Below are 25,116 nucleotides of genomic sequence, written 5' to 3' on the forward strand. Positions count from 1 at the left end.
CTCATCGGGGATCTTCAGGAGTCGCTCTCGAGTCCAGCATCGCACCGCTGCCGCTCCGCTGACAGGGTGCTGTCCGCCGTCCGGGACGCGTGTTCGTTCAGTATGGAATGTGATCATGCGGTTACGTTGCGTGTGTGCTGGAAGCATCCTTTCTTAATCTTTCCGATCGTCGTCCGGCGGAGGGCACCGTCTCCGTGTGGCCCGCGTGGGAAGTGCGGGACGGTGCCGGTGCCACGACGTGGTTCGGTGTCCGGCTGGAGTTCGGCGACGGCGCCCGGGTCGACGCGCATGCCGTGGTGACCGGGGGGTGCGTCTCCATCGAGGACGTACGGGCCGAGCCGGCGCTGTCCCTCGACGACCTCGCCGCGCTCGCCGACTGGATCGAGGGCCCGCTCTTCGACGCGTGCGGGATCGGTTCGGTACCGGACGGCACCGAACCGGACACCGGTGAACCGGGCGACGCGGACGCCGCGCCGAGCGGGGCCGGGTCGGACTGGCCCGGGGGTGTCGAGGGGTGCCGCCTGGTCGCGCAGCAGTACCGGGCGGCCCAGGAGCAGGGCATCGACCCCGTCCTCGCGGTGATGAGCGCGACGGGCCACGGTCGCCGGAAGTCGCTCAGGCTGATCGGGCAGGCGCGCGACGCCGGCTTCCTGACGCGGCGCCGGGCCCGCCGCTGAACGCGACCTCGGAGGCGGGGGTCGCACGCGGCGGGCAGGAGGCGGAGGCCGTCCCGTGCGGGTCGGTCAGAGCATGTCCCGCATGCGGGTGATCTCGCTCGTCTGCTGGGCGACCACCTCGTCGGCCATCTCCTCGACCTGGATGTTGTTGCCCTGGCCCTTCACGTCCGTGGCCATGGTGATCGCCCCCTCGTGATGAGTGATCATCAGCGTGAGGAACAACTGGTCGAACGCCTTGCCCTGTGCGGCGCGCAGTTTGCGAAGCTGCGCCTCGGTCGCCATGCCGGGCATCGAGGCGTGCTCGTGGCCGTCGCTCCTGTCGGCCTTCTCGGTCTTGCCGTGGTTCTTCAGCCAGCCCTTCATGGCGGTGATCTCCGGGCCCTGTGCGGCGGCGATCCGCTCGGCGAGGGCCTTGACCTTCGCCGACTCGGCGTGGTCCGGGACGAGTTCGGTCATCTCCAGGGCCTGCTGGTGGTGCATGATCATCATCCGTGCGTAGGTGACGTCCGCCGAGTTGGGGGAGTCGTCCTCGGCGCGCTGCCGCGCGGCCTCCTCGGCGGACAGTTTCCGGTTCGCCTCGCCGGGCTTTCCGGGCACGATCACCGAAGGCCCGCTCTCCCGCGCCGGCTTGGTCCCGGAGTCGCAGCCGCCGAGCGCGAGCACGGTCAGGGCGGTCAGCGCGGCAGTGAAGACGGGTGCCCGGAGTAAGGCCGTCCTCATTACATGTTCATTGCCCCCTGTTGATATGTGCATGCCGCAGACGATACTCGGGCTTGCATGAACCGTTCCAGTGCGAACGGACAAGGGAGGAAACAGTGATCCTGTTAAGCAATCCCCGAACGCGTCGCAGACGCCTGGGAGTTGCCGCTGCCGCTGCCGGACTCCTCGGCGCGCTGCTCACCGCGCAGCCGGCGGCCGCGACCCCCGACCCGGGGGACGGCCCCGCCAAGGAGCAGAAGGTCTCCGAGAGCACCCGGGCCGAAGTGCGGGAGGCTCTCGCGGACGGCGAGATACCGGGCCAGGACGAGATCGTCCACTCCGACAACATCGAGCATCTGGCCAACATCCCCAAGGACGTGCTGCCGGGCACCAATTCGGACCTCGCCTTCCAGGGCAGGTACGCCTTCGCGGGCAACTACGACGGCTTCCGCATCTTCGACATCAGCAACCCGAGGTCACCGAAGACGGTCGCCCAGGTCCTGTGCCCCGGCTCGCAGAACGACGTCTCGGTCTCCGGCAACCTGCTGTTCCTGTCCACCGACTCCTCGCGCAGCGACAGCAGTTGCAACAGCACCACGCAGCCCGCGACCGAGAAGTCGTCGTGGGAGGGCATGAAGGTCTTCGACATCAGCGACAAGACCAACCCGAAGTACGTCGCCGCCGTGGAGACCGCCTGCGGCTCGCACACCCACACGCTGGTGCCCGAGCGCCGGAACGTCTACATCTACGTCTCCTCGTACTCGCCGAACGCCACCTACCCCGACTGCCAGCCGCCGCACGACGGCATCTCCGTCATCAAGGTGCCGCGCAACGCCCCGGAGAAGGCGGCGGTCGTGGGCTTCCCGGTGCTGTTCCCCGGTGAGGGCCCGGACGGCGGCGGCAACCCGGGCGCGCCCACCAACCCGGGTGTCTCCAAGACCACCGGCTGCCACGACATCACGGTGCTGCCCGAGAAGGACCTCGCGGCGGGCGCCTGCATGGGCGACGGCATCCTCTTCTCCATCGCCGACCCGGAGCACCCGAAGGTCATCGACCAGGTCCAGGACAACGTGAACTTCGCCTTCTGGCACTCGGCGACCTTCAACCAGAAGGCCAACAAGGTCGTCTTCACCGACGAGTTGGGCGGCGGCAGCGCGGCCACCTGCAACGCGGCCATCGGCCCGGACCGCGGCGCCGACGGTATCTACGACATCGTCGGCAAGGGCGACAAGAGCAAGCTCGTCTTCCGCAGCTACTTCAAGATCCCCCGCCACCAGGCGGACACCGAGAACTGCGTCGCCCACAACGGCTCGCTGATCCCGGTCAAGGGCCGCGACCTCATGGTCCAGGCCTGGTACCAGGGCGGCATCTCCGTCTGGGACTTCACCGACTCGGCCCACCCGAAGGAGATCGCCTACTTCGACCGGGGCCCGCTCACCACCGACACCATCAAGACGGGCGGATCGTGGTCGGCGTACTACTACAACGGCTACATCTACTCCAACGAGATCGCCCGGGGCTTCGACGTCCTGAAGATCAACGACCGGCGCACCGACCCGGCCCGCTGGGTCAAGCTGCGCGAACTCAACGTCCAGACGCAGCCGGACTACTTCGACTGACCGTCCGGGCAGCCGGGTGCGGACCCGGTCGCGAAGAACCGTGACAGATCCGTGTCGCACGTCCCGCCGGGCTCGGCCCCCGAGTCCGGCGGGACGCCCATCTCCCACTCCAGCCGGTAGCGCTTGAAGAGCTCGGCCCTCAGCACCGGCACGGACATCGGCACCCCGGGCACCAGCGCCGCGTAGACCGCGCCCATGAGCAGGGCGCGCAGCATCGGGTAGTCGGCGTCGACGTCCGGCGAGCCGTACCGTACGCAGGTGTCCCGCAGGAGCTCGGCCAGGCGCCGCTGCTCCGGGCACTGCACGAAGCCCTCGCCCTGAAGGATCCCCGCCATGTGCTGGCGCATCAGCACGGGCCGGTCCCGGGCCAGGCCCAGGATCGCGTCGATGGCCCGGGCCATCCGTTCCCGGCCGTCCTCGCGGTGCGGCTCGCGCTCCAGCGCCTCCTCCAGCGTGCGGTGCATCAGCCGGTGCACGGCGGACTGCACCAGCTGGCGTTTGCCGGGGAAGTAGTACGACACCAGACCGCGCGCCGAGCCCGCCCGGTCCGCGATGTCGCCCAGCGTCGTGGCCTCGTAGCCGTGCTCGCCGACCAGTTCCACGGCCGCCTGCAGAAGCCGCTCCCGCGAACGCCGCCGCAACTCTTCATTGACCGAGGCGCTTCGCGGGGACATCCTGTAACTCCTGCGTTGACTGGCTGCCAGCCAACTATACTCAGTGCTTCCGGCCCGGCCTCGATACGGCCTGGTCGGGGCAGCCGCCTGCCTCGGGCGACGCGGGGGATCGTCCGAGGCCGGCGAGCGTGTCGAGATGGTGGCCGGAGGCTACTTTTCCGTCCGAGGGCCGGTGCCGTCGGTCTGCGGGGCCGCGCCCACGAGATCCAGCACCGGCCGCAGCGCGTCCGGTCGCTGAGCCGCCGGCAGATGGTCCACGAAGTGCACCGCACACCCCAGGGCCGCCGCACCGCCGTCCGCCCGGCGGTTGTCGCCGACCATGACGACGTCCCGGGGATCGGCGCCGAGCGCCGCGCAGGCGACCGTGAAGAGCCGGGGGTCGGGCTTTTGGACGCCGTGCTCGTACGACAGCACATAGGTGTCCACGTACGGGTCGAGCCCGTGCTCGCGGAACACCGGCCGCAGATCCCAGCCGATGTTGCTGACCACCCCGACGCCGATGCCCCGCTCGCGCAGAGTCCGCAGTACGTCGGCGGCATCCGGGTACGGCAGCCAGGCTGCCGGTGCCATGTGGCGGTCGTAGAGCAGGTCGTGCAAGCGGTCGTCGGGGAGCTGCACCTGCCGGGAGAGGCCGGTGTAGGCGGCCCGGTGCAGCTCCGCGCTCTTGTCCCGCACTCCCCAGACGCTCGCCACGTCCTCGGGCAGCCAGGAGGGGTCCGCCCCGCCCGGCAGCGCCCCCATCGCCTCCAGCGCCTGCGCCGCCTCGGTCAACTCGGCCTCGTCCAGCTCCATCTGCGCCTCGGCGAGCGCCCCGCGCAGCCAGGACTCGGTGGACTCGACACGGAAGAGGGTTCCGGAGAAATCGAACAGGACTGCGGTCATGGTGCGGATCCTACGGGGCGAGGTTCCAGTGCGCGGGAAGATCGCTGCCACGGAACGCGCAGCCGAAGTCGCCGTCGCGCACGATGGCGCAGTCGGCCCACTGCGCACGGCGCGCAGCGCACAGTGCCGGAATCTCCACGGCTGACCAGCCCCCCGGGCCGCACTCGAAGGCCATCTTACCGGCGCCCAGGACGTCACCGCCCGCGGCACACGCCACGTGCTCGCTCCGGCGAGCGGCGAGCCGCAGCCATCCCTCCGTGCCGACGACATACGTGAACGGCTCGTCCCGCTCGGCCGCCGCGCACTCCGCCGGCCAGGCGCCCAGGTCGGCCGACGACCGTACGACCCGGCCCTCGGCCTCCGGGCGGACCACGGTGCTCAGCTCGTCCGGCCCCGCATAGCCGTAGCGGCGCTCGGGCGCGGTCAGGTCCGCCACCGGATGTGCGCCGCCACCGCCAGGACCACGACCAGCGCGCCCAGCAGCCAGCCGCCGACGACGTCGGTGGCCCAGTGGACGCCCAGCCACACCCGGGTCAGACCGACGCCCGCCACGGAGACCACGGCCACGGCGACGGCCGTACGCCACAGGGCGCGTGCGGCGCCGTGACGGTGCAGGAGCCACAGCAGGAGGCCGCACACCACCGTGGCCGTCATGGCGTGGCCGGAGGGGAAGGCGGCGTAGTGGGCGGAGTCGACGGGGTCCGGCCAGACGGGGCGCGAGCGGTCGACCAGAGCCTTGAGGGTCTGCTGGATCAGTGTGGCGAGCGCACATGTGGCCACCAGCCATACGGCCGTCCAGCGTGCGGCTCTGCGCCACACCAGCCAGAGCGCGACCGCCGCTGCCAGGATGCGCATCGTCCACGGATCCCAGACCCAGTCCGTCAGGATGCGGAACGTGTGCGTGACGCCGGTCTCGTCGACCGCCCAGCGGTGCGTGGTCTCGGCGATGTCGCTGTCGAAGGTCATCAGCGGATACCACCGGACCGCGACCAGGGCGAGCAGCAGCGCGGAGCAGAGCGCCAGAGCAGCGGCCCAGCGGGCGTTGCCGCGCTCGGCCGGCGGGCGGGGCGGGGACTCGACGGACTGGGTGTGCATACTGCGATCCTCGCCGACTGGTGGGGCGAGAGGCCAATGCCGGGTCCCGGTTTGCGACACCCCGCTGCAGAACGACCCGGCGGAGCGAGGGAACGGGCCCACCGACGGGAACCGGGTGCCCAGCGGGAGCCCCGGCTACCCCCTCGCCGTTGGGCCCGGCCTGCGCGCCACCGGCAACTGCCGTTTCAGAGGGTCAGCAGCATCGCCACCATGGCGATCCCCATCGACAGCCGGCAGGCCCGCGCCAGCTCGGGCCGGTCGCCCCACGCGACTTCCGCGCCGGCGGCGGCGACGGGCACCAGCCGGGCACCGGACAGCAGCACGTAGCCCGTGAAGTACAGGAGCAGAGCGCCCGTCACCCCCGGGACGCCGGAACCGCCGTGCCCGCCCTCGTGTCCGGGCGCGGCGGCCATCGCGACCGCCATGTAGACCATGGCCGACGCTCCCACCAGGTGGTGCAGATGATGGGTGCCTGCCCGCGCCGACCAGAGCGCGTGCAGGGCGGCCGCGCCGAACACGGCCGCGTAGACGGGCCAGGCCCACGAGGGCGGCGTGAACACGGCGGCGGGCACCGCCATCGCCGCCATGCCGAAGCCCATCAGCGCCTCGCTGCCCGCCGCCCGGCGCTGCTCCTCGACGCGGCTGCGCATCCGCAGCAGACAGTAGGCCCCGGTCGCCGCACACAGCGCGACCAACAGCCAGCCGTGCGAAGCCGGTCCGTGCACACGCACCCTCCCCGCTCGACGGTCCGGACAGTGCGTCGATGCCCTGACCGTGCGGCGCGCACGCGAGCGCAAGGATGTACACGGGGAGCATTCGGCGGAGCACGACAGGTCACCGCGGTGTTGAGGGACACTCTGCTCGCACACCGGTCGGCCTGCTCGCCGCGGTGGCCGTACCCGAGCGGCGTTGGCAGCGGGTCGTGCGCACCGAGCGGACCACACCCCGTACGCTCGCGGCGACGGGGCGGAGCCGAGCGCCGCACCCGGACCAGCGCACCGGCAGCGACGCAACGGAGGGCATACGGCCATGACGGCGACGAACGGCGGGCCGACCGGGACGAGACAGGACACGGTTGCCGGCGTGGTCCGGCAGTGGCAGGCCGTCCACCCGGACATCAACACCGGCCCGATGGAGATCATCGGCCGCATCAACCGCTGCGCCGCCCTCCTCCAGCAGGCCGAGGACGCACCCCTGCGCCGCGCGGGCCTCAGCCGCCCCGAGTTCGACCTGCTCGGCGCGCTGCGCCGCACCGGCCACGAGCTGACCCCCAGTGAACTCGCCCGCGAGACCTTCTCCTCGGGCGCCGCCGTCACCAAACGCCTCAAGCAGCTGACCGAACGCGGACTGGTGGAGCGCCGCGGCGACAGCCGGGACCGCCGAGTCGCCCACGTCCGCCTCACGGACGCCGGCCGGGACCTCGTCGACGGCACCCTGCCCGAACAACTCGCCTACGAGACGACCGTACTGTCCGGCCTCGACCCGCATGGGCAGCACGAACTGGCGTCCCTGCTCGGCGAGTTGCTGAGCCAGCTGGAGGGACGGCTGGGCGCGCTGCGCGCCTGAGCCCGACGGGAGTGCCGGAACACCTCAGTCCTCGTCGGCCGCACGGTAGACGCCGAACACCGCCCCTTGCGGGTCCCGCAGGACGGCGATGCGCGGACCGTCGGGGACGGAGGTGGGTTCCATGAGGACGGTGCCGCCCGCCTCCGTCGCGTCCGCCGCCGTCATGTCGACGTCCACCACGGCGAAGTACGGCAGCCAGTGCGCGGGCACCTCGTGCGGGAACTTGTCGTCCATCGTCACCATGCCGCCGAAGTCGGCGCCGTCGATGCCCCACTGCGTGTAGTGCTCCGAGGCGTTCACGCTCCAGCCGAACACCGTCGTGTAGAACTCCACGGCCCGCTCGGGCGCCCGGGTCATGAGCTCCACCCAGCCCAGCGAGCCGGGTGCGTTGAGCAACCCGGCGCCCGGGAACGCCCGCGCCTGCCAGAGCTGGAAGGCCGCGCCCGTGGGGTCCACGGCCACCGCGAAGCGGCCCACGTCGAACACGTCCATCGGACCGACCAGCACCGTGCCGCCGGCCTCGGTCACCTGCGCCGCGGCGGCGTCCGCGTCCGGCACCGCGAACGCGACGTTCCAGGCCACCGGCTGCCCCTCCTGGTACAGCGGCGTCAGCGCGGCCACCGGCGCGTCCCTCAGGTGCGCGATCGTGTAGCCGCCGGCCTCCTGACGCGGATCGGTCTCGGCGCGCCAGCCGAACAACCCCTCGTAGAACCGTTTTGCCGCGGTCAGGTCGCTGGTTCCGAGCTCGGTCCAGCAGGGCCCACCGGTCACCGGCTTGTCGAGCCTCATGGCGCTCCTTCCGCACGGAAAGCCCCCTCCAGCACGCTAAGCCCCGCCCCGGGCCCCGGCCATCCGGCGAAACCCACTGGAGCCCGGCGCCGTCACCGCCGTACGCTCGACCCCGTACCGCACCGTATGGCGGCCTCCCGGCACCGTTCTCCGACCGGAGGTCCCGCATGCCCGCACTCGAGGTGCGCCCCTTCCGCCGCGCCGACCGCGACCAGCTCACCGAGCTGATCAACCAGCACGTCGCCGCCGTCGTCCCCGGTGCCTCCGTCTCCGTCAACACGGTGCTCAGCGATCTGGAACGGCAGCCCGACGAGTTCATCACCGACCCCTGGGTGAGCGAGCGCGTGACCCTCGTCGCCGAACAGCGCGGCTACGTCGTGGCCGCCGCCCACCTGCTGCGCTACCGGGCGGACGACGAGGTCGGCCCGCGGTACCGGGACATCGGTGAGATCGACTGGTTCGTCTGCCGTCCGCCGGCCTCCTTCTGGCCGGACTCCGACGAGGCCGCGGACCTGTTGATGAGCGCCTGCCTGGCCCAGCTGGCCCGCTGGAACGTCCGCGCCCGGTACGCGAGCGGCGAGATCCCCGCCCCGGCCGTCCACGGCCTGCCCCGCACCTGGCCGCACATCCGCGCCCTCTACGAACGCTCCGGCTTCCGGCATGTCGGCGACACCGAGGTGATCCTCATCGCGCACGTGGCAGAGCTGCCGCCCCACGCGCCCCGGCCCGGCGTCGCCGTCGACCGCACGCTGGGGGAGTGCGGCACCCGCCTCACGGCGCACGCCGACGGTCGCGCCGTCGGCTTCATCGAGGTCGACACGGTCCTGTCCCGCCCCGAACGCCACGCCCGGGGCAGCGGCCTCGCCGACATCGGCAACCTGCACATCGACCCGTCGGCGTACGGCACGGGCCTGGAGCACTGGCTGCTGGGTCAGGCCGCCCACTGGCTGCGCCTGTGCGGTGTCGACCGCCTCCTGGCCTACGAAGCGGCCACCGACCGCACGATGATCGACCACCTCACCTCGGCCGGCTTCCGGGAACTGACCCGCACCGACCGCGGCTGGGAGCACCGACCGGGGTGACTCAGATCCCCGGCCGGTACCGCAGCGGGTGCTCCGCCGGGACCTCCACCAGCGCGATCCGCGTCCCGTCCGGATCCGCGATCCACATCTCGATCAGACCCCACGGCTCCTTCACCGGCGGCCGCACGATCTCGACGCCCTTGTCCCGCAGCTCGTCGTGTGCCGCCGCCACGTCCTCGACCTGCAGCCACAGCTGGATCGCCGGGGAGGGCGGGGTCTCGGAACGGCCGGAGACCTCCAGGAACCCGCCGCCGAGGAAGTACACGGTGCCGCGCTCCGGGCCCGTGCCGAACTCGCGGTAGACGGCCAGGCCCAGTTGCTCGCCGTAGAAGACGCGGGAGCGCTCGGGGTCGGTGGGGTGGAGGAGGGTCCGTCCGCTCAGTACGTGCACCATGCGGCCGGAGCTTAGGCCTGTCCGGCGGATCATGCAGGCGTCGCGGGGGTCGGCACGCCCATCTGCGGCGGTGTCGTCGGTCTCCTCCGCGTTGCAGTCGGACGCGCCGGACCCCGCTCACCTGCGCGTCATGAGCCACCGTTCCTTGGAGCCGGCCTGATCCGCCGGACAGGCGCTGGTGGCGGGTTACGCTCAGCGGTGCCCGAGCCGCGCCCGAGAACCTGCCCGAGAAGTGGAGAACCGCCCCATGGACACCGCCGCGACCACCGACGCCCCCGCACTCACCTTCCGCGACGCCACCGACGCGGACGTGGACACGCTGGTCGCGCTGATCGAGTCCGCCTACCGCGGGGACTCCAGCCGGGCCGGGTGGACGACGGAGGCGGACATCCTCGAAGGGCAGCGGACCGACCCCGAGGGCGTGCTGGCGGTCATAGGGTCGCCCGACAGCCGGTTGCTGACGGTCGAGCGGGACGGCCGGATCGTCGCCTGCTGCCAGCTCGAACACCGCGGCGACCACGCCTACTTCGGGATGTTCGCGGTCAGCCCCGCACTCCAGGGCGCCGGTCTCGGCAAGGTGATCATCGCGGAGGCGGAACGGCAGGCCCGCGAGACGTGGGGTGCCACCGAGATGCACATGACCGTGATCTCCGTACGGAACGACCTCATCGCCTGGTACGAGCGGCGCGGCTACCGCCGTACGGGACAGATGACGCCGTTCCCGTACGGCGACGAGCGCTTCGGCATCCCGCAGCGCGACGACCTGCAGTTCGAACTGCTGGTCAAGCAGCTCGCATAGCCATGTGCGGTTGGACAGCGCCCCTAAAGGGGCGCGGGGAACTGCGCGACCAGCCGCAACGGCGCCGCAGACGATCGACGGCACAAGGTGGCACTGCCCATGGCACCACCCAGCGGAGCGCTCACGCCGTGAAGCGGCCGGTGCGCTTGATCTCCGGGTAGTCGGTGGTGGCGCCGTCCAGCCCCAGGGCCCGGACGAGACGCAGGTGGTCCTGCGTGTTGACCACCCAGCCGATGATCCTCAGGTCCGCCTTGCGGGCGTGCTCCACGACCTCCAGGGTGAGCCGGCGGATGTTCAGGCAGACGGTCGCCGCACCGGCCTCGACGGCGCGGTCCACGATGTCGGTGCCGTAGCGGCTGGCGATCAGGGCGGTCCGGACGCCGGGCACCAGGCGGGCGATCTCGGCGACCGCGTCGTCGTGGAACGAGGACACCTCGACCCGGGAGACCAGATCCCGGTCGTTCATCACCTCGGCGAGCGCCCGTGCCGCCGCGACATCCTTGATCTCGGCCTGGAGCGGCGACCGCACGGCGTCCAGGACCTCCTCGAAGACCGGGACGCGCTCGCCGCGGCCCGCGTCCAGGGCGCGCAGCTCCGCGAGCGTCTTGTCGGCGATCGGGCCGGTGCCGTCGGTGGTGCGGTCCACGTCGGTGTCGTGCATGACGACGAGGGCGCCGTCCTTGCTCAGGTGGAGATCGAGTTCGATGACGTCGAGGCCGGCCTGCTGGGCCGCGACGAAGGAACGGAGGGTGTTCTCGGGTTCGACACCCATGACTCCGCGGTGACCGATGGTAAGGAAGTTCAAGATTCAACTCGCTTCCGTCGACGGCGGCTCGGCTCACGCGCAAACCGGAGCGGACTGTTCGCGCGGCAGCCGCAGCCTAGTGGCCCGGGGGCGTGATGAACCCCACGTGTGCACCGCGTTTGCGGCGGCGGACATGCCGTGTCTGGTTCCCGCGCCCCGGGGCGGTCACCCTCGCGTGGGCGAGTCCTGCGGGGATTGACCGGCCGCCGCGGCCCGCCTCTGTCCGGATTTCGCGTATGCCCACACGACGCCGGAGTATGCGTCGTCGCGGCATCCGGCAGGAAAAAGTTCGGTGACCAAGGTGATGGGCAGGATAATTTCCCGAGGCTCTACTTGCTGGGAGAAACCTCGTATGTATACGGTCTGCTGACGCGAGGTTCTCCCGTGGAGGATGGGACATGACGGAAATTCTTGTGCAGGCGGCTTCGGAGGAGCGGATTCCTCCCGCGACCAGGGTGGTCGAGCACCCGGCGTGGCCGGTGCTCAAGGATGCGGTGGAGCGGATCCGGCCATGGCAGTCCAAGGACGGGTCGATCGACTTCGAGGCCGAGGGTGCGCCCGAGCGCGCCGACGCCGAGGCGGTCGTACGGCGTGTCGTGGAGGCCGTCGAGGAGCTCTCCCCGCTGCTCCCGCACGACGCCGACTACCACGCGGCCCTGGCGAAGGACCTGATCCGCTGGGCCGAGGGCGGCTTCGAGGTGCCGGACTTCCTGGACTCGCTGCTGGCCTTCCAGCCCGCCGCGAACCGCGCTGACGGCCTCCAGCACCTGGTCGTCTTCCCGATGTACACGCAGAACGGCAACCCCGACCGCAACCTTGAGGCGGTCGTGCTGCGCATGGTCTGGCCCGACTGGCTGGCCGAGCTGGAGCGCACCCGCTACGACAACCCGCTGTTCTGCGGCATCAAGTTCGAGGACTTCACGGCCGGCTACGACACCAACTCCGCCGTGCTCTTCCCGGAGACCATCGCCGTGCGCGAGGCGCCGGAACGTTTCTCCTGGGGCGGTATCTTCTGTGACCGCGAGGCGGCCCGCTTCCGCCGCGTCACGGACGCCGCGGTCGACATCCTGGGCCTCGACCTGCCCGAGGACATCGCCGCGATGGTCCACGACCAGAAGCGCTGCGAAGAGGCGTTCGTGCTGTGGGACATGGTCCACGACCGCACCCACAGCCACGGCGACCTGCCGTTCGACCCGTTCATGATCAAGCAGCGCCAGCCGTTCTGGATGTACGGCCTGGAGGAGCTGCGCTGCGACCTCACCGCCTTCAAGGAGGCCGTGAAGCTGGAGGCGGAGGGCGTCCAGCAGGCCCGTGACGTGCAGTACGCGGTGCTCTTCGACCGCATGTTCCGCTTCCCGGTCACCGGCGACCGCAACCGCAACTACGACGGCCTCGGTGGCCAGCTGCTCTTCGCCTACCTGCACAAGCACGACGTCATCCGCTGGACCGACAACAAGCTGTTCATCGACTGGCAGCGCGCCCCGCAGGTCACCAACCAGCTGTGCGCCGAGATCGAGCAGCTGTACCGCGACGGCATCGACCGCCCCAAGCTCGTCCACTGGTTCGCGGGCTACGAGCTCGTCTCCACCTACCTCGCCCCGCACCCGGGTTCCCGCTGGGCCAAGGGCCCGGATGCCCTGGATCTGACCCAGCCGCCGCGCAAGCTCGTCGATGACGTGCTTCCGGACGAGTTTCCGCTGAGCATGTTCTATGAGGCCCTGTCCAAGAAGCTGAAGAACGTGATCGCCTCCGCCAAGGGCATCACCGCGGACAGCGCCGAGCGGGTCGCCGCGTGAGCGACCGCGACACCCGGAACACTGCTCAGTCTGCTCAGGAGGCGAAGAAGATGGCGGGGAACGGAGCTCTCAGCGGTGCGGTGATCGCGGTGGCCGGTGCGGGTGGACCCGCCGGCCGGGCGGCGCTGCTGCGACTGGCCGAGGCGGGCGCGACGGTCGCCGCCGCGGACAATGACCCCGAGCGGCTCGCGGAGGCCGTGGACGCGGCCCGCTACGCGTCGGGCGGCGCGACGGTCACCGGCGAACCGGTCGACCTGCTGGACCTGCAGTCCACCCGCGACTGGGCCACGCACATCGAGAAGGACTTCGGCCGCATCGACGGCCTGGTCCACCTCGTAGGCGGCTGGCGCGGCAGCGAGACCTTCATCAAGACCAGCCTCGACGACTGGGACTTCCTGGAGCTGCTGCTCATCCGCACCGTGCAGCACACCTCGCTGGCCTTCTACGAGGCCCTGCAGCGCAGCGAGCGCGGCCGGTACCTGCTGATCAGCGCCGCCGGCGCCTCGAAGCCGACCGCGGGCAACGCCTCGTACGCCGCCGCCAAGGCCGCCGCCGAGGCATGGACGCTCGCGCTGGCCGACGCCTTCCGCAAGGCCGGGGGGCCCGAGGGCCCGACGTCCGCGGCTGCCATCCTGGTGGTGAAGGCGCTGGTGCACGACGCGATGCGCGCCGAGCGGCCCAACGCGAAGTTCGCGGGCTTCACGGACGTCAAGGACCTGGCCGAGGCCATCGTCGACGTCTGGGACAAGCCCGCCGCCGAAGTGAACGGAAACCGTCTGTGGCTGACCGAGAAGCCGTGAACCCTCCGAAGACCGACGCCCGGCGCCACCACGACCCGGACGTCCGCGGCTTCGCCAGTGACAACTACGCCGGCGCCCACCCGGAGGTGCTCGCCGCCCTGGCCCTGGCCAACGGCGGGCACCAGGTCGCCTACGGCGAGGACGACTACACCGAGAACCTCCAGCGGATCATCCGCAGCCACTTCGGCGCCACCGCGGAGGCGTTCCCGGTCTTCAACGGCACCGGCGCCAACGTCGTCGCGCTCCAGGCGGTCACCGACCGCTGGGGCGCGGTGATCTGCGCCGAGAGCGCCCACATCCACGTCGACGAGTGCGGGGCGCCGGAGCGGGTCGGCGGGCTGAAACTGCTCACCGTGCCGACACCCGACGGCAAGCTCACCCCCGAGCTGATCGACCGGCAGGCGTACGGCTGGGACGACGAGCACCGTGCGATGCCGCAGGTCGTCTCGATCACCCAGAGCACCGAACTGGGCACCCTCTACACGCCGGACGAGATCCGCGCCATCTGTGAGCACGCCCACGCGCACGGCATGAAGGTGCACCTGGACGGCTCCCGGATAGCCAACGCCGCCGCATCCCTGGACGTGCCGATGCGGACGTTCACCGACGCGGCCGGCGTCGACCTCCTCTCCCTCGGCGGCACGAAGAACGGCGCCCTGTTCGGCGAGGCGGTCGTCGTCCTCAACCAGGACGCCGTCCGCCACATGAAGCACCTGCGCAAGCTGTCCATGCAGCTCGCCTCCAAGATGCGCTTCGTGTCGGTGCAGTTGGAGGCGCTGCTGGCCAAGGACCTGTGGCTGCGCAACGCCCGCCATGCCAACGAGATGGCCCAGCGGCTCGCCGAGGGTGTGCGCGCCGTGCACGGCGTGGAGATCCTCTACCCGGTGCAGGCCAACGGCGTCTTCGCCAAGCTCCCGCACGACGTGAGCGAACGCCTCCAGAAGAGGTTCCGCTTCTACTTCTGGGACGAGGCGGCCGGTGTCGTCCGCTGGATGTGCGCCTTCGACACGACCGAGGACGACGTGGACGCGTTCGTGGCGGCGCTGAAGGAGGAGATGGCGCGCTAGCGGTTCACGACGATCTCCGTCCGGTTGTTGCGCAGGTTCGGGTCGAACGTCCTGATGGGCAGCTCGGGGTCGTCGTTGAGGGTCTCGACGGTGGCGCGTGCTCCACGCACCACCTTGTCGATCCGCAGCTGTACGTCCATCGTGTACGACGCCTTGTCGTGCAGGTAGATCGGCGTCCTGCAGAAGTAGGCCGGCGCGGACGCCCCTTCCTCGGGCTCCGACAGGGGCCCGCACTCCTCGGGCAGGCCGACGACCGTGGTGCCCTCCGGTGCCTGGAACCGGACGGTGGCCACGGCCGCGCCTGCGCCGAGTGACGCCACCCAGGCCGGGCCACGGTTGTACACGGTGACCGGGGCGGTCACCGTGTCCCCGGCGGCCCCGCGCACCTTGCTGCCGATGAGCTTCAGGTCGGCGGTGTTCCTGGCGTCCAGGACGACGGCCCGGTAGTTGTCCGACAGATCGAGGTCCTCCTCCCCGGCGGCGGCCCGCTGCGCTGCCACGGGGCGCAGGTCCAGCTCGGCGCCCGTTCCCGGCGTCCACGTCCCGTCGCCGCGGGCCTCCTCAAGGGCCTCGTCCGAGTACGGCAGGACGGAGTGGTCGAACCGCTCGTACAGCGCGTTGCGCCCCACGCGGAGCGCGGTCACCAACGTGTACTGCTCGCCCGGAGCGACCGCCTCGTCCAGCACGCAGAGCGCGGATGTGCCGGTGGCGTGCTCCTGGTACTCGCAGTTGGAGTGCCGCTCCTTGAACCGCAGCCCGTACGACGCGTTGAGCCACAGCAGCGTACGGTCCACGGCGCGGTTGCCGCTGTTGGCGACCGTAGCCCGTACCTGGGTGTTCGTGCCGGGCCTGAGGTCTCGCTGGTCGTCGGCCTGACTGAGCCCGAGGTCGGGGCCGTTGCCCAGGGTGATCCGGGTCTCGGCCGGGAACGCGGTCAGTTCCCCGGCGGTGGCTGTGTAGCGGATGTGCCCGGAGGCGGCGATGTCCGCGTCCGGCAGCGCGCGCAGTCCGAGCAGGGCCGCCGGCACGCCGTCCGTCCCGGCCGGCAGGTCCCGGAAGTCGCAGACGGCCTTGAGCGCCGATTCGGGCGTGCAGTTGGCGGGCCACGACACGTGCGCGAAGGAGGCGATCTCACTCGCGTCCACGGTCAGTCGGCCGGCAGGGACCCCGTGCTCGGTGTTGTCGTGGCCGACCCGCACCGCGAGGGTGCGCTCGGGCGCGTTACCGGCCGCGTCCTCCCCCGGTAGCACCGTGTCGGACGGAGCGCTGATCCACAACTGGTCGGACACGGCATGCGCGGGCCCGATCCCGACCGCGGTCAGGGTGCAGCCGACGAGCGCGGCTGCGAGCAGGCGATGCTTCATGAGTTCCCCCTTCTCGATGAACCGGTCCGTGGCCGAGACCCGCGGCGGGGGGCAGAGGTTGTGGCCGGGCGTCCGGTTGCGGCGATGTTCGGCCGTTCTCGCGTCGCTCAGCGGACCAGGCCCGACCCACGAATGCATAGATATGCAGTGATCGGAAAATTCATTGACGCATCCCGGGTCGGAACCTAGGCTCTGCGGGCATGCAGATGATCCAGGAAACCGCAGACCTGTCCGCCTACTTGGCCGCTGACGAGGTGATCGACCATCATCATCCGCTCGTCCGCGAGACGGCCGCCAAGCTCGCCGACGGTGTGGTGGACTCGTATGACTATGCGCGGGTGGCGTTCGAGTTCGTGCGGGACACCATTCCGCACTCGCAGGACTCCGGCGACCCCCGTGTCACCTGGCGCGCCTCCGACGTCCTGGCGCAGGGAACCGGCATCTGCTACGCCAAGGCCCACGCCCTGGCCGCCCTGCTGCGCGCCGAGGACATCCCGACCGCGCTGTGCTACCAGAAGCTCGAGGTGGTGCACGGCCTGGTCGCCGTGCGGTTCAACGGCGCCTGGCACCGGCAGGATCCGCGGGGCAACAAACCGGGCGTGGACGCCCAGTTTTCGCTCGACGGTGAGCAGCTCGCCTTCACGCCCCACCCTGAGTCCAACGAGTTGGACTACCCGGTCCTGTACGCGGAACCGCACCCGGCCGTCCTCGGCGCCCTGAAGGCCGCCCCCGACCGGCCGTACCTGTGGAAGACGCTCCCCACCGCGCTCTGAGGCAGGCGATGACTCGCGCGCCGCGGAGGCGCACGTGCCGGGCGCGCCCCGCACGAGGACCCGCACCTGGCGGCCTGGCGGGAGGTGTACACGGCGTTCGGCTCAAAGCCGTCGCGCACGCGCAACTCGGCGGGGGCGCTGGCCAAGCGGGCCCGGGCGGTGGCCGGGCTGCCTCGCATCAACGTCCTCGTCGACGTCTACGACGCCATCAGCGTCGCCCACCTCATCCCGCGGGCGGGCGGCGAGGAGATCGTGGAGCACCCCCGCTGGAACTCGCGCCGAGGTCCGCGCACCCGGCTCACCGAGCAGACCACCTCCGGCATCTTCCTGCTGAAGGGCATGGCCCCGATGCCGGTCGCCGAGACCGAGGACGCGGCGGCCGAACTGGCCGAACTCGCCGAGCTGCTCGGGAAGTTCAGCCCCGCCGTGCGGATCACGGTGCGTTCTGCGGCGTCGTGACGGCAGTCGTACCGTCCGGGCGGCCGAGCGTGTCCCGGGCGCACCTGCGGAAGTCCGCCACCAGCCGGCTGCGGTCCCCGGCACGCGTCGCCAGCACCACATGGCTCGGCTCGACGCCTTCCAGGGGAACCGTCGTCAGGTCGGGGCGGACGGTGTGCACCCGCGGGGTGGCCGGGACGATCGCCACCGCCTGACCGTCGGCGATCAGCTCGTACTTGTCCTCCATGGCCTCCACCAGCGGACCGTCCGGAGCCGGGCTGCCGTCGGGCCGCGGATCGATGCGCCAGTAGGCGTTCCAGATCCGCTGGTCCCGCACCCGCGGCATGGGCTCGTCGGCGACGTCGTCCAGGGTCACCGACTCCTTGCCGGCCAGCCGGTGATCCAGCGGCACCATCAGTACCCGCGGCTCCTCGTGGAGAACCGTCACCTCCAGCCCGTCGGTCGCCAGCGGCAGCCGCGTCACCACCGCGTCCACCCGATGGTCGAGCAGAGCAGCATGCGCGTCGTCCCAGGGGAGGTGCACGGCGTGCACCTCGGCGTCGGGACAGCGGCGGCGCAGGGCGCGGACGGCCGGGGTGACGATGAGGGTCGTGGTGTAGCCGACCGTGAACCTGCTGGGCCGGGCCGCGGCCCGGGTGCGCGCCGCGGCCTCGGCGGCGGACCGCAGCAGGGCCCGCGCGCGGGGCAGGAAGACCTCGCCGGCCTCGGTGAGCCGGGTGCCTCGTGGGGCGCGGTCGAGCAGGCGGACGCCCAGCTCCTGCTCCAGCCGGCGGATCTGCCGGCTCAGCGACGGCTGGGCGACGCGCAGTTCCTCGGCGGCGCGCCCGAAGTGGCCATGCGCGGCGACGACCGTGAAGTAGCGCACGAGGCGCAGATCGAGGTCCGGCGGGGGCTGTGGCGACTGGGGCATTTCTCCAACGTACGCCTCATCGCGGCCCGTGGGCTGCGGTGATGCCCGAAACGTATGGCGTGCTGCGAAATGGGACTTGGACCCGGGGTGCCTCGTGCTCGCAGGGTGGAGTCACCGGCCCGGAATCGTCCGGGCCTGCTGACTTCCCTTGCTGAAGGAGTGCTCTGCTGTGCGTGTCTTCGTCACCGGCGCGACCGGGTTCATAGGGTCCGCAGTCGTCCGCGACCTGCTGGAGGCCGGACATCAGGTCCTGGGTCTGGCTCGGTCGGACCGCTCCGCCACAGCCTTGAAGGAGGCCGGTGCCGAGGTGCACCGGGGCGACCTCGACGACGCCGACGGCCTCCGGGAGGCGGCGGCCGCGGTGGACGGCGTCGCCCACCTGGCGTTCATCCACGACTTCTCGAGGTACCCGGCCGCCGCACAGGCCGATCAGCGGGCCATCGAGGCGATGGGCGAGGCCCTTGTGGGCAGCAACCGCCCCCTCGTCGTCACCGCCGGCGCCATGTTCCTCGCGTCGGGCCGCCCCGCCACGGAGGAGGACGTGGCCGACCCGGGAACGCATGCCCTGCCCCGCAAGTCGGAGCAGGCCGCATTGGCGTTCGTCGAGCGGGGCGTCCGTGTCTCGGTGCTGCGCCTGCCGCAGGTGCACGGCGAGGGCGACCGCATTGGCTTCGTCCCGCGCCTGATCGAGATCGCCCGCGAGAAGGGCGTCTGCGCCTACCCCGGTGACGGCGCCAACCGCTGGCCCGCCGTGCACCGCGTCGACGCCGCCCGCCTCTACCGGCTGGCCTTGGAGGCGGCGCCCGCGGGCGCCAGGCTGCACGGCGTCGACGAGGAAGGCGTCCCGGTGCGTGACATCGCCGAGGCCATCGGCCGCCACCTGGATCTACCGGTGACCTCCGTCCCACGGGAGGAGGCGGTGGGCCACTTCGGCTGGCTCGGCACCGTCTTCGCGGCGGACGGCCCTGCCTCCAGCGCGCTCACCCGCGAGCTGCTGGGCTGGCAGCCCACGCGGCCGGGGCTCCTGGCGGACCTGGAAGCAGGCCACTACTTCAACTGACGCGGGCGCCGGCGGCGTTCGACCGACGCCGGCGGATCCCCGGGCTCAGCGGGCCTCGGCCTCGCGGACCTGCTCCGGCGTCGGTGCCGTACCGCCGAGGTGGGCCGGCATCCACCAGGTGTCGTCGGCGTCCTTCGGGCGCACCGGGTAGGCGCGCTGGGCGGCCTCCAGCAGCTCCTGGACACGCTCGCGCAACTGACGCGTTATGGCGCCCGCGTACTTGTCCTTCGACGCCTCGATCGCCTCGCCGACCCGGATCGTGATCGGGATGTGGCTCCGCTTGAAGTTGCGCGGGTGGCCCTTGGTCCACAGCCGCTGCGTCCCCCACACGGCCATCGGGATCAGCGGCACGCCGGCCTCCTGGGCCAGCCGCGCGGCCCCCGACTTGAAGCTCTTCAGCGTGAACGACTGCGAGATCGTGGCCTCCGGGAACACCCCCACGACCTCGCCGGACTTCAGCGAGTCCAGCGCATGGGTGTACGCCGCCTCGCCCTGGTTGCGGTCCACGGGGATGTGCTTCATGCCCCGCATCAGCGGACCGGAGATCTTGTGCCGGAAGACGGATTCCTTCGCCATGAAGCGAACGAGACGTTTCTGCGGGAGCGCCGCCAGCCCGTTGAAGACGAAGTCCAGATAGCTGATGTGGTTGCTCACCAGCACGGCGCCGCCCGAGCGCGGAATGTTCTCCGACCCTTTGCAGTCGATCTTGAGGTCCCACACCTTGAACAGGGTCTGGGCGAAACCGACGACGGGGCGGTAGACAAGCTCTGCCATGGACGGGTTGGACCCTTCCTTCTCTGCCTGGGAAGGAGGCTCCCAGTGGGAAAGTTACGCAGCCGTAGGTTTACGGCATGTCGCAGATCGTGCCCCAAGAACGCCCGAGGGCCAAGCCCAAGTGCCGGGGAACGGCGAGATCCTCGTCACGTCACCCCGTGATCCACCTCGCTGTTTGAGGCCGCCTTTACCCGGCGCGCACCGCCAACCGCCGTACGAGCAGATACATCTCGCACCCCAGGCAGTACCCGAAGACGGCGTTCAGGAAGGCGGCCGCGAGTGCGGCCCCGGTGGCGGCGAGGCCCAGCCAGGCCGGACCGAGCGTGTACCCGACCAGCCCGAGGACCGCGAAGACCAGCCCCACCGCCTGGGCGAACCGCGGCGGCTCGGGTGCCTCGAACTCGGTCGGCGGCCCCAGACGCGGACGTACCGCCCTGCGGAACAGCCAGCCGTACGGCGAACGGCCCACCCCGCCCGCCGCGCCCAGCGCGAACGCCAGCGTCTGCCAGGCCAGCAGCCAGGCGCTGCCGGTGACCAGCACGACCGCGAGCACCACGGTCGTCACGGCCGCTCCGAAGCGCGGCCCCCTCACATCGATGTCCATGAATCAAGCATTCCGCAACGGAAAGGCTTCCGGGGAGTCGGGAATCTTTGCAGTCTCGTGAATGCTTGAGCAGGTGATGACCGGACTGGTGGTGTGCGTGGTGGTGCTGGCGGCGGCGAGCGCCTACGGAGTGCTGCAGCGGCGGCGGAGCGGGAGAGTACGGGTGCGCGGGCGGGACGACGGAAAGCGGCTCGGGGCTGCCGAGTTGGGCGGGGAGTTGGGCGAGCGTGCCACGCTCCTGCAGTTCTCCAGCGCCTTCTGCGCGCCCTGCCGGGCCACCCGGCGCGTGCTCGGAGAGGTGGCCGGCATGGTCCCGGGTGTGACCCACGTCGAGCTCGACGCCGAGGACAATCTGGACCTCGTCCGCCGGCTGGACATCCTCAAGACGCCGACCGTGCTGGTCCTCGACGCCGACGGCAACGTCGTACGGAGGGCCACGGGGCAGCCCCGCAAGGCGGACGTGATCGCCGCACTGGGGGAGGCCGTCTGAAGGGCCGTGACCAGAGGGTGAGTCACCTCCCACATGCTGGGACCTACTTGACTGTGCGCACCACCTATCGTCAGCCTGACCGTATGCCTGAGGAACTCCTTCTCTTCGGACGGGCCCACGTCGACCTGGTCCGCACCGCGAGCGCGCGCTGTCCGGGCTGTTGAACAGCTCACGGTCCGCACGCCTCCCCTCGCAGAAGGACAACTCCATGACGGCCACCTCCGGCCTCGGCACCGCCCAGCTCGCCTCTCCCGACCTGCTCCGCTCCGTCTTCCGGCGGCATGCCGCCGGAGTGGCCGTGATCACCGCGCGCGGCGAGACGGGCCCGGTCGGCTTCACCGCGACCTCCCTCACCTCCGTCTCCGCCGACCCGCCGATGCTCTCCTTCGGCATCGGCACCGGGGCCTCCAGCTGGCCGGCGATGGCCGGGACGGGCCATGTCGGCGTCCACATACTCGGCGAGCACCAGCAGGAGCTGGCCGCCACCTTCGCCCGCAGCGGGGCCGACCGCTTCGGCCCGCCCACCGCCTGGCGCGAGGGCCCCGAGGGCGTCCCCCTCCTCGACGACGTCCTGGCCTGGACGGTGTGCCGGATCGTGGCGCGCGTGCCCGCGGGCGATCACCGCATCGTGCTGGCCGAGGTCCTCCTCGGTGACCCCGCCGGCCCCGGACGTCCGCTTCTGTACCACCAGGGCCGGTTCAACGGCCTGCGTGACTGACCTCACCGGACCGATGTGACCGATCAGCCGCTCCGCCGTTCTGCGAAGCCGTCGAATTCCGATTACGCTGCGTTGCAAAGGTCACAGTTCAAAGCGCTTGCTTAGCGGGCATGAACTGGGTGTACTGACGAGTAATATTTCGCTCGGAGCGCCGGTCGCCCCGAGCGGGAACGGCCACTTGGGGCGCCTATGCTGCCTGCAAGTAGGCAGCAGAGAAATGTCGACGCAGTAGGAGAGCCGGCGTGAGCTTGAGGATCGTTGTCACCGTGAAGTACGTGCCCGACGCCACTGGCGACCGGCACTTCGCCGATGACCTGACCGTCGACCGGGACGACGTGGACGGTCTGCTCTCCGAGCTCGACGAGTACGCGGTCGAGCAGGCGCTGCAGATCTCCGAGAACTCCGACGACGACGTGGAGATCACCGTCCTGACGGTGGGCCCCGAGGACGCCAAGGACGCGCTGCGCAAGGCGCTGTCCATGGGTGCCGACAAGGCCGTCCACGTCGAGGACGACGACCTGCACGGCACCGACGCCATCGGCACCTCCCTGGTGCTGGCCAAGGCGATCGAGAAGGCCGGCTACGACCTGGTCATCTCCGGCATGGCCTCCACCGACGGCACCATGGGCGTCGTACCGGCCCTGCTCGCCGAGCGTCTGGGCGTCCCGCAGGTCACCCTGCTGTCCGAGGTCTCCGTCGAGGACGGCACCGTCAAGGGCCGCCGGGACGGCGACGCCGCCTCCGAGCAGCTCGAGGCCTCTCTGCCGGCCGTCGTGTCGGTCACCGACCAGTCGGGCGAGGCGCGCTACCCGTCCTTCAAGGGCATCATGGCCGCCAAGAAGAAGCCGGTGGAGTCCTGGGACCTGTCCGACCTGGACATCGAGGCCGAAGAGGTCGGTCTCGAGGGTGCCTACACCGTCGTGGACGCCGCGGCCGAGCGCCCGGCCCGCACCGCCGGCACGATCGTCAAGGACGAGGGCGAGGGCGGCAAGCAGCTCGCTGAGTTCCTCGCGAGCCAGAAGTTCATCTAAAGGGACCTCTCCCGAGGCTCGATCCCCTTACCGCCCTTCAGACTTCGCAATTCGCAGGAGAGCATTCCCATGGCTGAAGTTCTCGTCTACGTCGACCACGTGGACGGTGCCGTCCGCAAGCCCACCCTGGAGCTGCTGACCCTGGCCCGCCGTGTCGGCGAGCCCGTGGCCGTCGCGCTGGGCAACGGCGCCGGTGACACCGCCGCGACCCTCGCCGAGCACGGCGCGGTCAAGGTCCTCACCCACGAGGCGTCCGAGTACGCCGACTACCTGGTCGTGCCGAAGGTCGACGCCCTGCAGGCCGCGGTCGAGGCCGTGTCCCCGGCCGCCGTCCTCGTCCCCTCCTCCGCGGAGGGCAAGGAGATCGCCGCGCGTCTGGCGCTGCGCATCGGCTCCGGCATCATCACCGACGCCGTCGACCTGGAGGCCGGCGACGAGGGCCCGGTGGCCACCCAGTCGGTCTTCGCCGCCTCGTTCACCACCAAGTCCCGTGTCTCCAAGGGCACCCCGGTCATCACGGTCAAGCCGAACTCGGCCGCCGTGGAGGCCGCCCCGGCCGCAGGCAGCGTCGAGGCCCTGTCCGTCACCTTCTCGGCCGCGGCCACCGGCACCAAGGTCACCGGCCGTACGCCGCGTGAGTCGACGGGCCGTCCGGAGCTGACCGAGGCCGCGATCGTGGTCTCCGGTGGCCGTGGCGTCAACGGCGCGGAGAACTTCGCGATCATCGAGGCCCTCGCCGACTCGCTCGGTGCGGCCGTCGGTGCCTCGCGTGCCGCGGTGGACGCGGGCTGGTACCCGCACACCAACCAGGTCGGCCAGACCGGTAAGAGCGTGTCCCCGCAGCTGTACATCGCCTCCGGTATCTCGGGCGCGATCCAGCACCGGGCCGGTATGCAGACCTCGAAGACGATCGTGGCGATCAACAAGGACGCCGAGGCCCCGATCTTCGAGCTGGTCGACTTCGGCGTGGTCGGCGACCTCTTCGACGTCGTCCCGCAGCTCACCGAGGAGATCAAGACCCGCAAGGGCTGATCCCGAACCGGGCGCATCGAGGCCCCCGTGACCGTCCTGGCGGTCACGGGGGCCTCGGCTCGTGCCGGGCTCCTCATCCCAGGCTCAGCGACGCCTGCACGGGCAGATGGTCGCTCGGGAACTGGCCGCCGTCGGAGAACGTGTTGATCGTCGCCCGGTGCGTCGTGACGCCGGGTGTGGTCAGGATCCAGTCGATGCGGTCGCCGTTCGGCGTCAGCGGCTTGTAGCCGTGGAAGGTCGCATACAGCGCGCTGCGCTCACGTGCGGTGTCCCAGGTGTCGACGAGGCCGGCGCCGAGCAGCGTGTCGTACGCCGTGTCCTCGTGGGCGGCGACATTGAAGTCCCCGGTCACCACGACCGGTAACGAGCGGTCGAAGCCGGCGATCCGATCGGCGATGAGCAAGGCGCTGAGTTCACGCGCGCGCCTGCTCACATGATCGAAGTGGGTGTTGAGGACGTAGAACTCTCCTCCGCCGTCGGCCAGATCGCGGAAGCGGACCCAGGTGACCATGCGGGGGAAGGCCGCGCCCCAGGTGTTGGAGCCGATCACGCCCGGCGTGTCGGAGAGCCAGAAGTGGTCGTACTCGGTCGGGCGCAGGCGGCGGGAGTCGTAGAAGACCGCCATGGACTCGTCCCGGCTGCCGTGGAGTCGGCCGGTTCCCACCCAGTCGTAGCGCGGGCCGAGGTCGGAGTCGATGTCGAGCAGCTGCGCGAAGACGCCCTCCTGGGTTCCGATGACGTGCGGGGCCTCGCGGCGCAGCAGCTCGCGCATCACCGGTCTGCGCACGGCCCAGCTGTTGGGCTCCGTGGTGCTCGCGAAGCGCAGGTTGAAGGACATCACCTGGAGGTGGCGGCGGGACGGGCGCTCGCCCGCCGAGGCGGCGGACGTGGGCAGTGCTGTACTGGAGAGGGGTGCGGTGACCGCCGTGGCCAACGCGGCCTTCAGGCCCAGACGGCGCGTGACTCGGCTGTGGTTCGGCACTGGGGCTCCTTCGCTGGGAACTGCCGGACGAGTCGTGCGAGGCGTGCGTATGGGAGTGTGATACCGCGTCCTGAGATGGGCGTGAACATGGCGAGATGGGGGAGTGGCTCCCCGTGGACACGGTGTTGACCAGCGGAAGGTCCCCGGATAACTTCGTTCTACGGAATGTTGATTT

General features: G+C 70.9%; 28 protein-coding genes and 1 pseudogene. 15 read left to right on the top strand and 14 right to left on the bottom strand.

Annotated elements, in window-relative coordinates:
• The first annotated feature begins 134 nt into the window (after positions 1–134).
• The gene (locus ACIBU0_RS40920) at positions 135–677 is read left to right on the top strand and encodes a DUF6214 family protein (RefSeq protein ID WP_398829065.1); all 543 of its coding nucleotides are present in this window, start codon (positions 135–137) and stop codon (positions 675–677) included.
• Positions 678–743: 66 nt separating this feature from the next.
• Here the strand turns inward: ACIBU0_RS40920 and ACIBU0_RS40925 are convergent, their stop codons facing one another.
• A complete protein-coding gene (locus tag ACIBU0_RS40925; protein WP_398829067.1) occupies positions 744–1,397 on the bottom strand; it encodes a DUF305 domain-containing protein in 654 nt (217 codons plus the stop codon).
• 95 nt (positions 1,398–1,492) lie between these two features.
• On the opposite strand from ACIBU0_RS40925, the gene ACIBU0_RS40930 reads away from it, so the two are divergent.
• Complete coding sequence (locus ACIBU0_RS40930) at positions 1,493–2,995, top strand: LVIVD repeat-containing protein (RefSeq protein WP_398829069.1); 1,503 nt, start codon at positions 1,493–1,495, stop codon at positions 2,993–2,995.
• Here the strand turns inward: ACIBU0_RS40930 and ACIBU0_RS40935 are convergent.
• The 5 genes from ACIBU0_RS40935 to ACIBU0_RS40955 form a co-directional block, all read right to left on the bottom strand.
• On the bottom strand, positions 2,983–3,669 hold the full coding sequence (locus ACIBU0_RS40935; protein ID WP_398829071.1) for a TetR/AcrR family transcriptional regulator: 687 nt from the start codon (positions 3,667–3,669) through the stop codon (positions 2,983–2,985). The genes ACIBU0_RS40930 and ACIBU0_RS40935 overlap by 13 nt on opposite strands.
• 150 nt (positions 3,670–3,819) lie before the next feature.
• Positions 3,820–4,551 (bottom strand): HAD family hydrolase, encoded by a 732-nt coding sequence (locus ACIBU0_RS40940; protein ID WP_398829073.1) that lies wholly within the window; start codon positions 4,549–4,551, stop codon positions 3,820–3,822.
• A gap of 10 nt (positions 4,552–4,561) precedes the next feature.
• Positions 4,562–4,987, bottom strand: coding sequence for a hypothetical protein (locus tag ACIBU0_RS40945; RefSeq protein WP_398829075.1), 426 nt, complete (start codon positions 4,985–4,987; stop codon positions 4,562–4,564).
• On the bottom strand, positions 4,975–5,646 hold the full coding sequence (locus tag ACIBU0_RS40950; RefSeq protein ID WP_398829077.1) for a phosphatase PAP2 family protein: 672 nt from the start codon (positions 5,644–5,646) through the stop codon (positions 4,975–4,977). The genes ACIBU0_RS40945 and ACIBU0_RS40950 overlap by 13 nt, the downstream gene beginning before the upstream one ends.
• A gap of 185 nt (positions 5,647–5,831) precedes the next feature.
• Positions 5,832–6,371, bottom strand: a complete 540-nt coding sequence (locus ACIBU0_RS40955) for a DUF5134 domain-containing protein (RefSeq protein WP_398829080.1) — start codon at positions 6,369–6,371, stop codon at positions 5,832–5,834.
• Positions 6,372–6,675: 304 nt separating this feature from the next.
• Here ACIBU0_RS40955 and ACIBU0_RS40960 point away from each other — a divergent pair, with 304 nt between their 5' ends.
• A complete protein-coding gene (locus ACIBU0_RS40960) occupies positions 6,676–7,212 on the top strand; it encodes a MarR family winged helix-turn-helix transcriptional regulator (protein WP_398829082.1) in 537 nt (178 codons plus the stop codon).
• A 24-nt stretch (positions 7,213–7,236) separates the two neighbouring features.
• Here the strand turns inward: ACIBU0_RS40960 and ACIBU0_RS40965 are convergent, their stop codons facing one another.
• Entirely contained in the window at positions 7,237–8,001 is a 765-nt protein-coding gene (locus tag ACIBU0_RS40965) for a VOC family protein (RefSeq protein ID WP_398829084.1), read from the bottom strand.
• Positions 8,002–8,168: 167 nt separating this feature from the next.
• Between ACIBU0_RS40965 and ACIBU0_RS40970 the strand changes: the two genes are divergently transcribed.
• Positions 8,169–9,083 (top strand): N-acetyltransferase, encoded by a 915-nt coding sequence (locus tag ACIBU0_RS40970; RefSeq protein WP_398829086.1) that lies wholly within the window; start codon positions 8,169–8,171, stop codon positions 9,081–9,083.
• A gap of 1 nt (position 9,084) precedes the next feature.
• Here ACIBU0_RS40970 and ACIBU0_RS40975 read toward each other — a convergent pair whose 3' ends face one another.
• Positions 9,085–9,477, bottom strand: coding sequence for a VOC family protein (locus ACIBU0_RS40975; protein ID WP_398829088.1), 393 nt, complete (start codon positions 9,475–9,477; stop codon positions 9,085–9,087).
• A gap of 247 nt (positions 9,478–9,724) precedes the next feature.
• Here ACIBU0_RS40975 and ACIBU0_RS40980 point away from each other — a divergent pair, with 247 nt between their 5' ends.
• On the top strand, positions 9,725–10,276 hold the full coding sequence (locus tag ACIBU0_RS40980; protein WP_398829091.1) for a GNAT family N-acetyltransferase: 552 nt from the start codon (positions 9,725–9,727) through the stop codon (positions 10,274–10,276).
• A 121-nt stretch (positions 10,277–10,397) separates the two neighbouring features.
• On the opposite strand, the gene ACIBU0_RS40985 is transcribed toward ACIBU0_RS40980, so the two are convergent.
• Positions 10,398–11,081: a glycerophosphodiester phosphodiesterase gene (locus tag ACIBU0_RS40985; RefSeq protein WP_398829093.1), complete on the bottom strand. Its 684-nt coding sequence runs from the start codon at positions 11,079–11,081 to the stop codon at positions 10,398–10,400.
• 398 nt (positions 11,082–11,479) lie between these two features.
• On the opposite strand from ACIBU0_RS40985, the gene ACIBU0_RS40990 reads away from it, so the two are divergent.
• The 3 genes from ACIBU0_RS40990 to ACIBU0_RS41000 are packed head-to-tail and all read left to right on the top strand — an operon-like array spanning position 11,480 to position 14,744.
• Positions 11,480–12,877: a DUF6421 family protein gene (locus ACIBU0_RS40990; protein ID WP_398829095.1), complete on the top strand. Its 1,398-nt coding sequence runs from the start codon at positions 11,480–11,482 to the stop codon at positions 12,875–12,877.
• A 50-nt stretch (positions 12,878–12,927) separates the two neighbouring features.
• Complete coding sequence (locus ACIBU0_RS40995) at positions 12,928–13,677, top strand: SDR family NAD(P)-dependent oxidoreductase (protein ID WP_398829097.1); 750 nt, start codon at positions 12,928–12,930, stop codon at positions 13,675–13,677.
• A complete protein-coding gene (locus ACIBU0_RS41000) occupies positions 13,674–14,744 on the top strand; it encodes a threonine aldolase family protein (protein WP_398829099.1) in 1,071 nt (356 codons plus the stop codon). Before ACIBU0_RS40995 ends, ACIBU0_RS41000 begins: the two co-directional genes overlap by 4 nt.
• Here ACIBU0_RS41000 and ACIBU0_RS41005 read toward each other — a convergent pair.
• The gene (locus ACIBU0_RS41005; RefSeq protein ID WP_398829101.1) at positions 14,741–16,108 is read right to left on the bottom strand and encodes a hypothetical protein; all 1,368 of its coding nucleotides are present in this window, start codon (positions 16,106–16,108) and stop codon (positions 14,741–14,743) included. The two genes, ACIBU0_RS41000 and ACIBU0_RS41005, sit on opposite strands and share 4 nt — an antisense overlap.
• 200 nt (positions 16,109–16,308) lie before the next feature.
• Here ACIBU0_RS41005 and ACIBU0_RS41010 point away from each other — a divergent pair, with 200 nt between their 5' ends.
• The gene (locus ACIBU0_RS41010) at positions 16,309–16,881 is read left to right on the top strand and encodes a transglutaminase domain-containing protein (protein WP_398829103.1); all 573 of its coding nucleotides are present in this window, start codon (positions 16,309–16,311) and stop codon (positions 16,879–16,881) included.
• A 15-nt stretch (positions 16,882–16,896) separates the two neighbouring features.
• Positions 16,897–17,340: pseudogene (locus ACIBU0_RS41015) on the top strand (cytoplasmic protein); the annotation flags it as partial.
• On the opposite strand, the gene ACIBU0_RS41020 reads toward ACIBU0_RS41015, so the two are convergent.
• Positions 17,315–18,250, bottom strand: a complete 936-nt coding sequence (locus tag ACIBU0_RS41020; protein ID WP_398829104.1) for a LysR family transcriptional regulator — start codon at positions 18,248–18,250, stop codon at positions 17,315–17,317. The pseudogene ACIBU0_RS41015 and the gene ACIBU0_RS41020 sit on opposite strands and share 26 nt — an antisense overlap.
• 169 nt (positions 18,251–18,419) lie before the next feature.
• On the opposite strand from ACIBU0_RS41020, the gene ACIBU0_RS41025 reads away from it, so the two are divergent.
• Positions 18,420–19,310 (top strand): SDR family oxidoreductase, encoded by an 891-nt coding sequence (locus tag ACIBU0_RS41025; protein ID WP_398829107.1) that lies wholly within the window; start codon positions 18,420–18,422, stop codon positions 19,308–19,310.
• Between the two features lie 45 nt (positions 19,311–19,355).
• Here ACIBU0_RS41025 and ACIBU0_RS41030 read toward each other — a convergent pair whose 3' ends face one another.
• Positions 19,356–20,084, bottom strand: a complete 729-nt coding sequence (locus ACIBU0_RS41030; RefSeq protein ID WP_398829109.1) for a lysophospholipid acyltransferase family protein — start codon at positions 20,082–20,084, stop codon at positions 19,356–19,358.
• A 187-nt stretch (positions 20,085–20,271) separates the two neighbouring features.
• Entirely contained in the window at positions 20,272–20,688 is a 417-nt protein-coding gene (locus ACIBU0_RS41035) for a DUF4395 domain-containing protein (RefSeq protein ID WP_398829111.1), read from the bottom strand.
• 76 nt (positions 20,689–20,764) lie between these two features.
• On the opposite strand from ACIBU0_RS41035, the gene ACIBU0_RS41040 reads away from it, so the two are divergent.
• The 4 genes from ACIBU0_RS41040 (at position 20,765) to ACIBU0_RS41055 (ending at position 23,959) form a co-directional block, all read left to right on the top strand.
• A complete protein-coding gene (locus ACIBU0_RS41040; protein WP_398829319.1) occupies positions 20,765–21,178 on the top strand; it encodes a TlpA family protein disulfide reductase in 414 nt (137 codons plus the stop codon).
• A 208-nt stretch (positions 21,179–21,386) separates the two neighbouring features.
• Positions 21,387–21,896 (top strand): flavin reductase family protein, encoded by a 510-nt coding sequence (locus ACIBU0_RS41045; RefSeq protein WP_398829113.1) that lies wholly within the window; start codon positions 21,387–21,389, stop codon positions 21,894–21,896.
• A gap of 242 nt (positions 21,897–22,138) precedes the next feature.
• Positions 22,139–22,927, top strand: a complete 789-nt coding sequence (locus tag ACIBU0_RS41050; RefSeq protein ID WP_398829115.1) for an electron transfer flavoprotein subunit beta/FixA family protein — start codon at positions 22,139–22,141, stop codon at positions 22,925–22,927.
• A gap of 69 nt (positions 22,928–22,996) precedes the next feature.
• Complete coding sequence (locus tag ACIBU0_RS41055) at positions 22,997–23,959, top strand: electron transfer flavoprotein subunit alpha/FixB family protein (RefSeq protein WP_398829117.1); 963 nt, start codon at positions 22,997–22,999, stop codon at positions 23,957–23,959.
• A gap of 73 nt (positions 23,960–24,032) precedes the next feature.
• Here the strand turns inward: ACIBU0_RS41055 and ACIBU0_RS41060 are convergent, their stop codons facing one another.
• The gene (locus tag ACIBU0_RS41060) at positions 24,033–24,941 is read right to left on the bottom strand and encodes an endonuclease/exonuclease/phosphatase family protein (RefSeq protein ID WP_398829120.1); all 909 of its coding nucleotides are present in this window, start codon (positions 24,939–24,941) and stop codon (positions 24,033–24,035) included.
• Positions 24,942–25,116: the final 175 nt, after the last annotated feature.

Origin of the sequence: Streptomyces sp. NPDC049627 (genome assembly GCF_044465645.1) — a bacterium.
GTDB lineage: Bacteria > Actinomycetota > Actinomycetes > Streptomycetales > Streptomycetaceae > Streptomyces.

Coding starts and splice junctions, on each gene's coding strand:
- ACIBU0_RS41030 (WP_398829109.1), bottom strand. CDS start 20,084: ATGGCAGAGCTTGTCTACCGCCCCGTCGTCGGTTTCGCCCAGACCCTG.
- ACIBU0_RS40950 (WP_398829077.1), bottom strand. CDS start 5,646: ATGCACACCCAGTCCGTCGAGTCCCCGCCCCGCCCGCCGGCCGAGCGC.
- ACIBU0_RS40935 (WP_398829071.1), bottom strand. CDS start 3,669: ATGTCCCCGCGAAGCGCCTCGGTCAATGAAGAGTTGCGGCGGCGTTCG.
- ACIBU0_RS41045 (WP_398829113.1), top strand. CDS start 21,387: ATGACGGCCACCTCCGGCCTCGGCACCGCCCAGCTCGCCTCTCCCGAC.
- ACIBU0_RS40940 (WP_398829073.1), bottom strand. CDS start 4,551: ATGACCGCAGTCCTGTTCGATTTCTCCGGAACCCTCTTCCGTGTCGAG.
- ACIBU0_RS40965 (WP_398829084.1), bottom strand. CDS start 8,001: ATGAGGCTCGACAAGCCGGTGACCGGTGGGCCCTGCTGGACCGAGCTC.
- ACIBU0_RS40990 (WP_398829095.1), top strand. CDS start 11,480: ATGACGGAAATTCTTGTGCAGGCGGCTTCGGAGGAGCGGATTCCTCCC.
- ACIBU0_RS41005 (WP_398829101.1), bottom strand. CDS start 16,108: ATGAAGCATCGCCTGCTCGCAGCCGCGCTCGTCGGCTGCACCCTGACC.
- ACIBU0_RS41035 (WP_398829111.1), bottom strand. CDS start 20,688: ATGGACATCGATGTGAGGGGGCCGCGCTTCGGAGCGGCCGTGACGACC.
- ACIBU0_RS40960 (WP_398829082.1), top strand. CDS start 6,676: ATGACGGCGACGAACGGCGGGCCGACCGGGACGAGACAGGACACGGTT.
- ACIBU0_RS40925 (WP_398829067.1), bottom strand. CDS start 1,397: ATGAGGACGGCCTTACTCCGGGCACCCGTCTTCACTGCCGCGCTGACC.
- ACIBU0_RS40995 (WP_398829097.1), top strand. CDS start 12,928: ATGGCGGGGAACGGAGCTCTCAGCGGTGCGGTGATCGCGGTGGCCGGT.
- ACIBU0_RS41020 (WP_398829104.1), bottom strand. CDS start 18,250: ATGCCCCAGTCGCCACAGCCCCCGCCGGACCTCGATCTGCGCCTCGTG.
- ACIBU0_RS41055 (WP_398829117.1), top strand. CDS start 22,997: ATGGCTGAAGTTCTCGTCTACGTCGACCACGTGGACGGTGCCGTCCGC.
- ACIBU0_RS40975 (WP_398829088.1), bottom strand. CDS start 9,477: ATGGTGCACGTACTGAGCGGACGGACCCTCCTCCACCCCACCGACCCC.
- ACIBU0_RS40980 (WP_398829091.1), top strand. CDS start 9,725: ATGGACACCGCCGCGACCACCGACGCCCCCGCACTCACCTTCCGCGAC.
- ACIBU0_RS41010 (WP_398829103.1), top strand. CDS start 16,309: ATGCAGATGATCCAGGAAACCGCAGACCTGTCCGCCTACTTGGCCGCT.
- ACIBU0_RS41040 (WP_398829319.1), top strand. CDS start 20,765: ATGACCGGACTGGTGGTGTGCGTGGTGGTGCTGGCGGCGGCGAGCGCC.
- ACIBU0_RS40970 (WP_398829086.1), top strand. CDS start 8,169: ATGCCCGCACTCGAGGTGCGCCCCTTCCGCCGCGCCGACCGCGACCAG.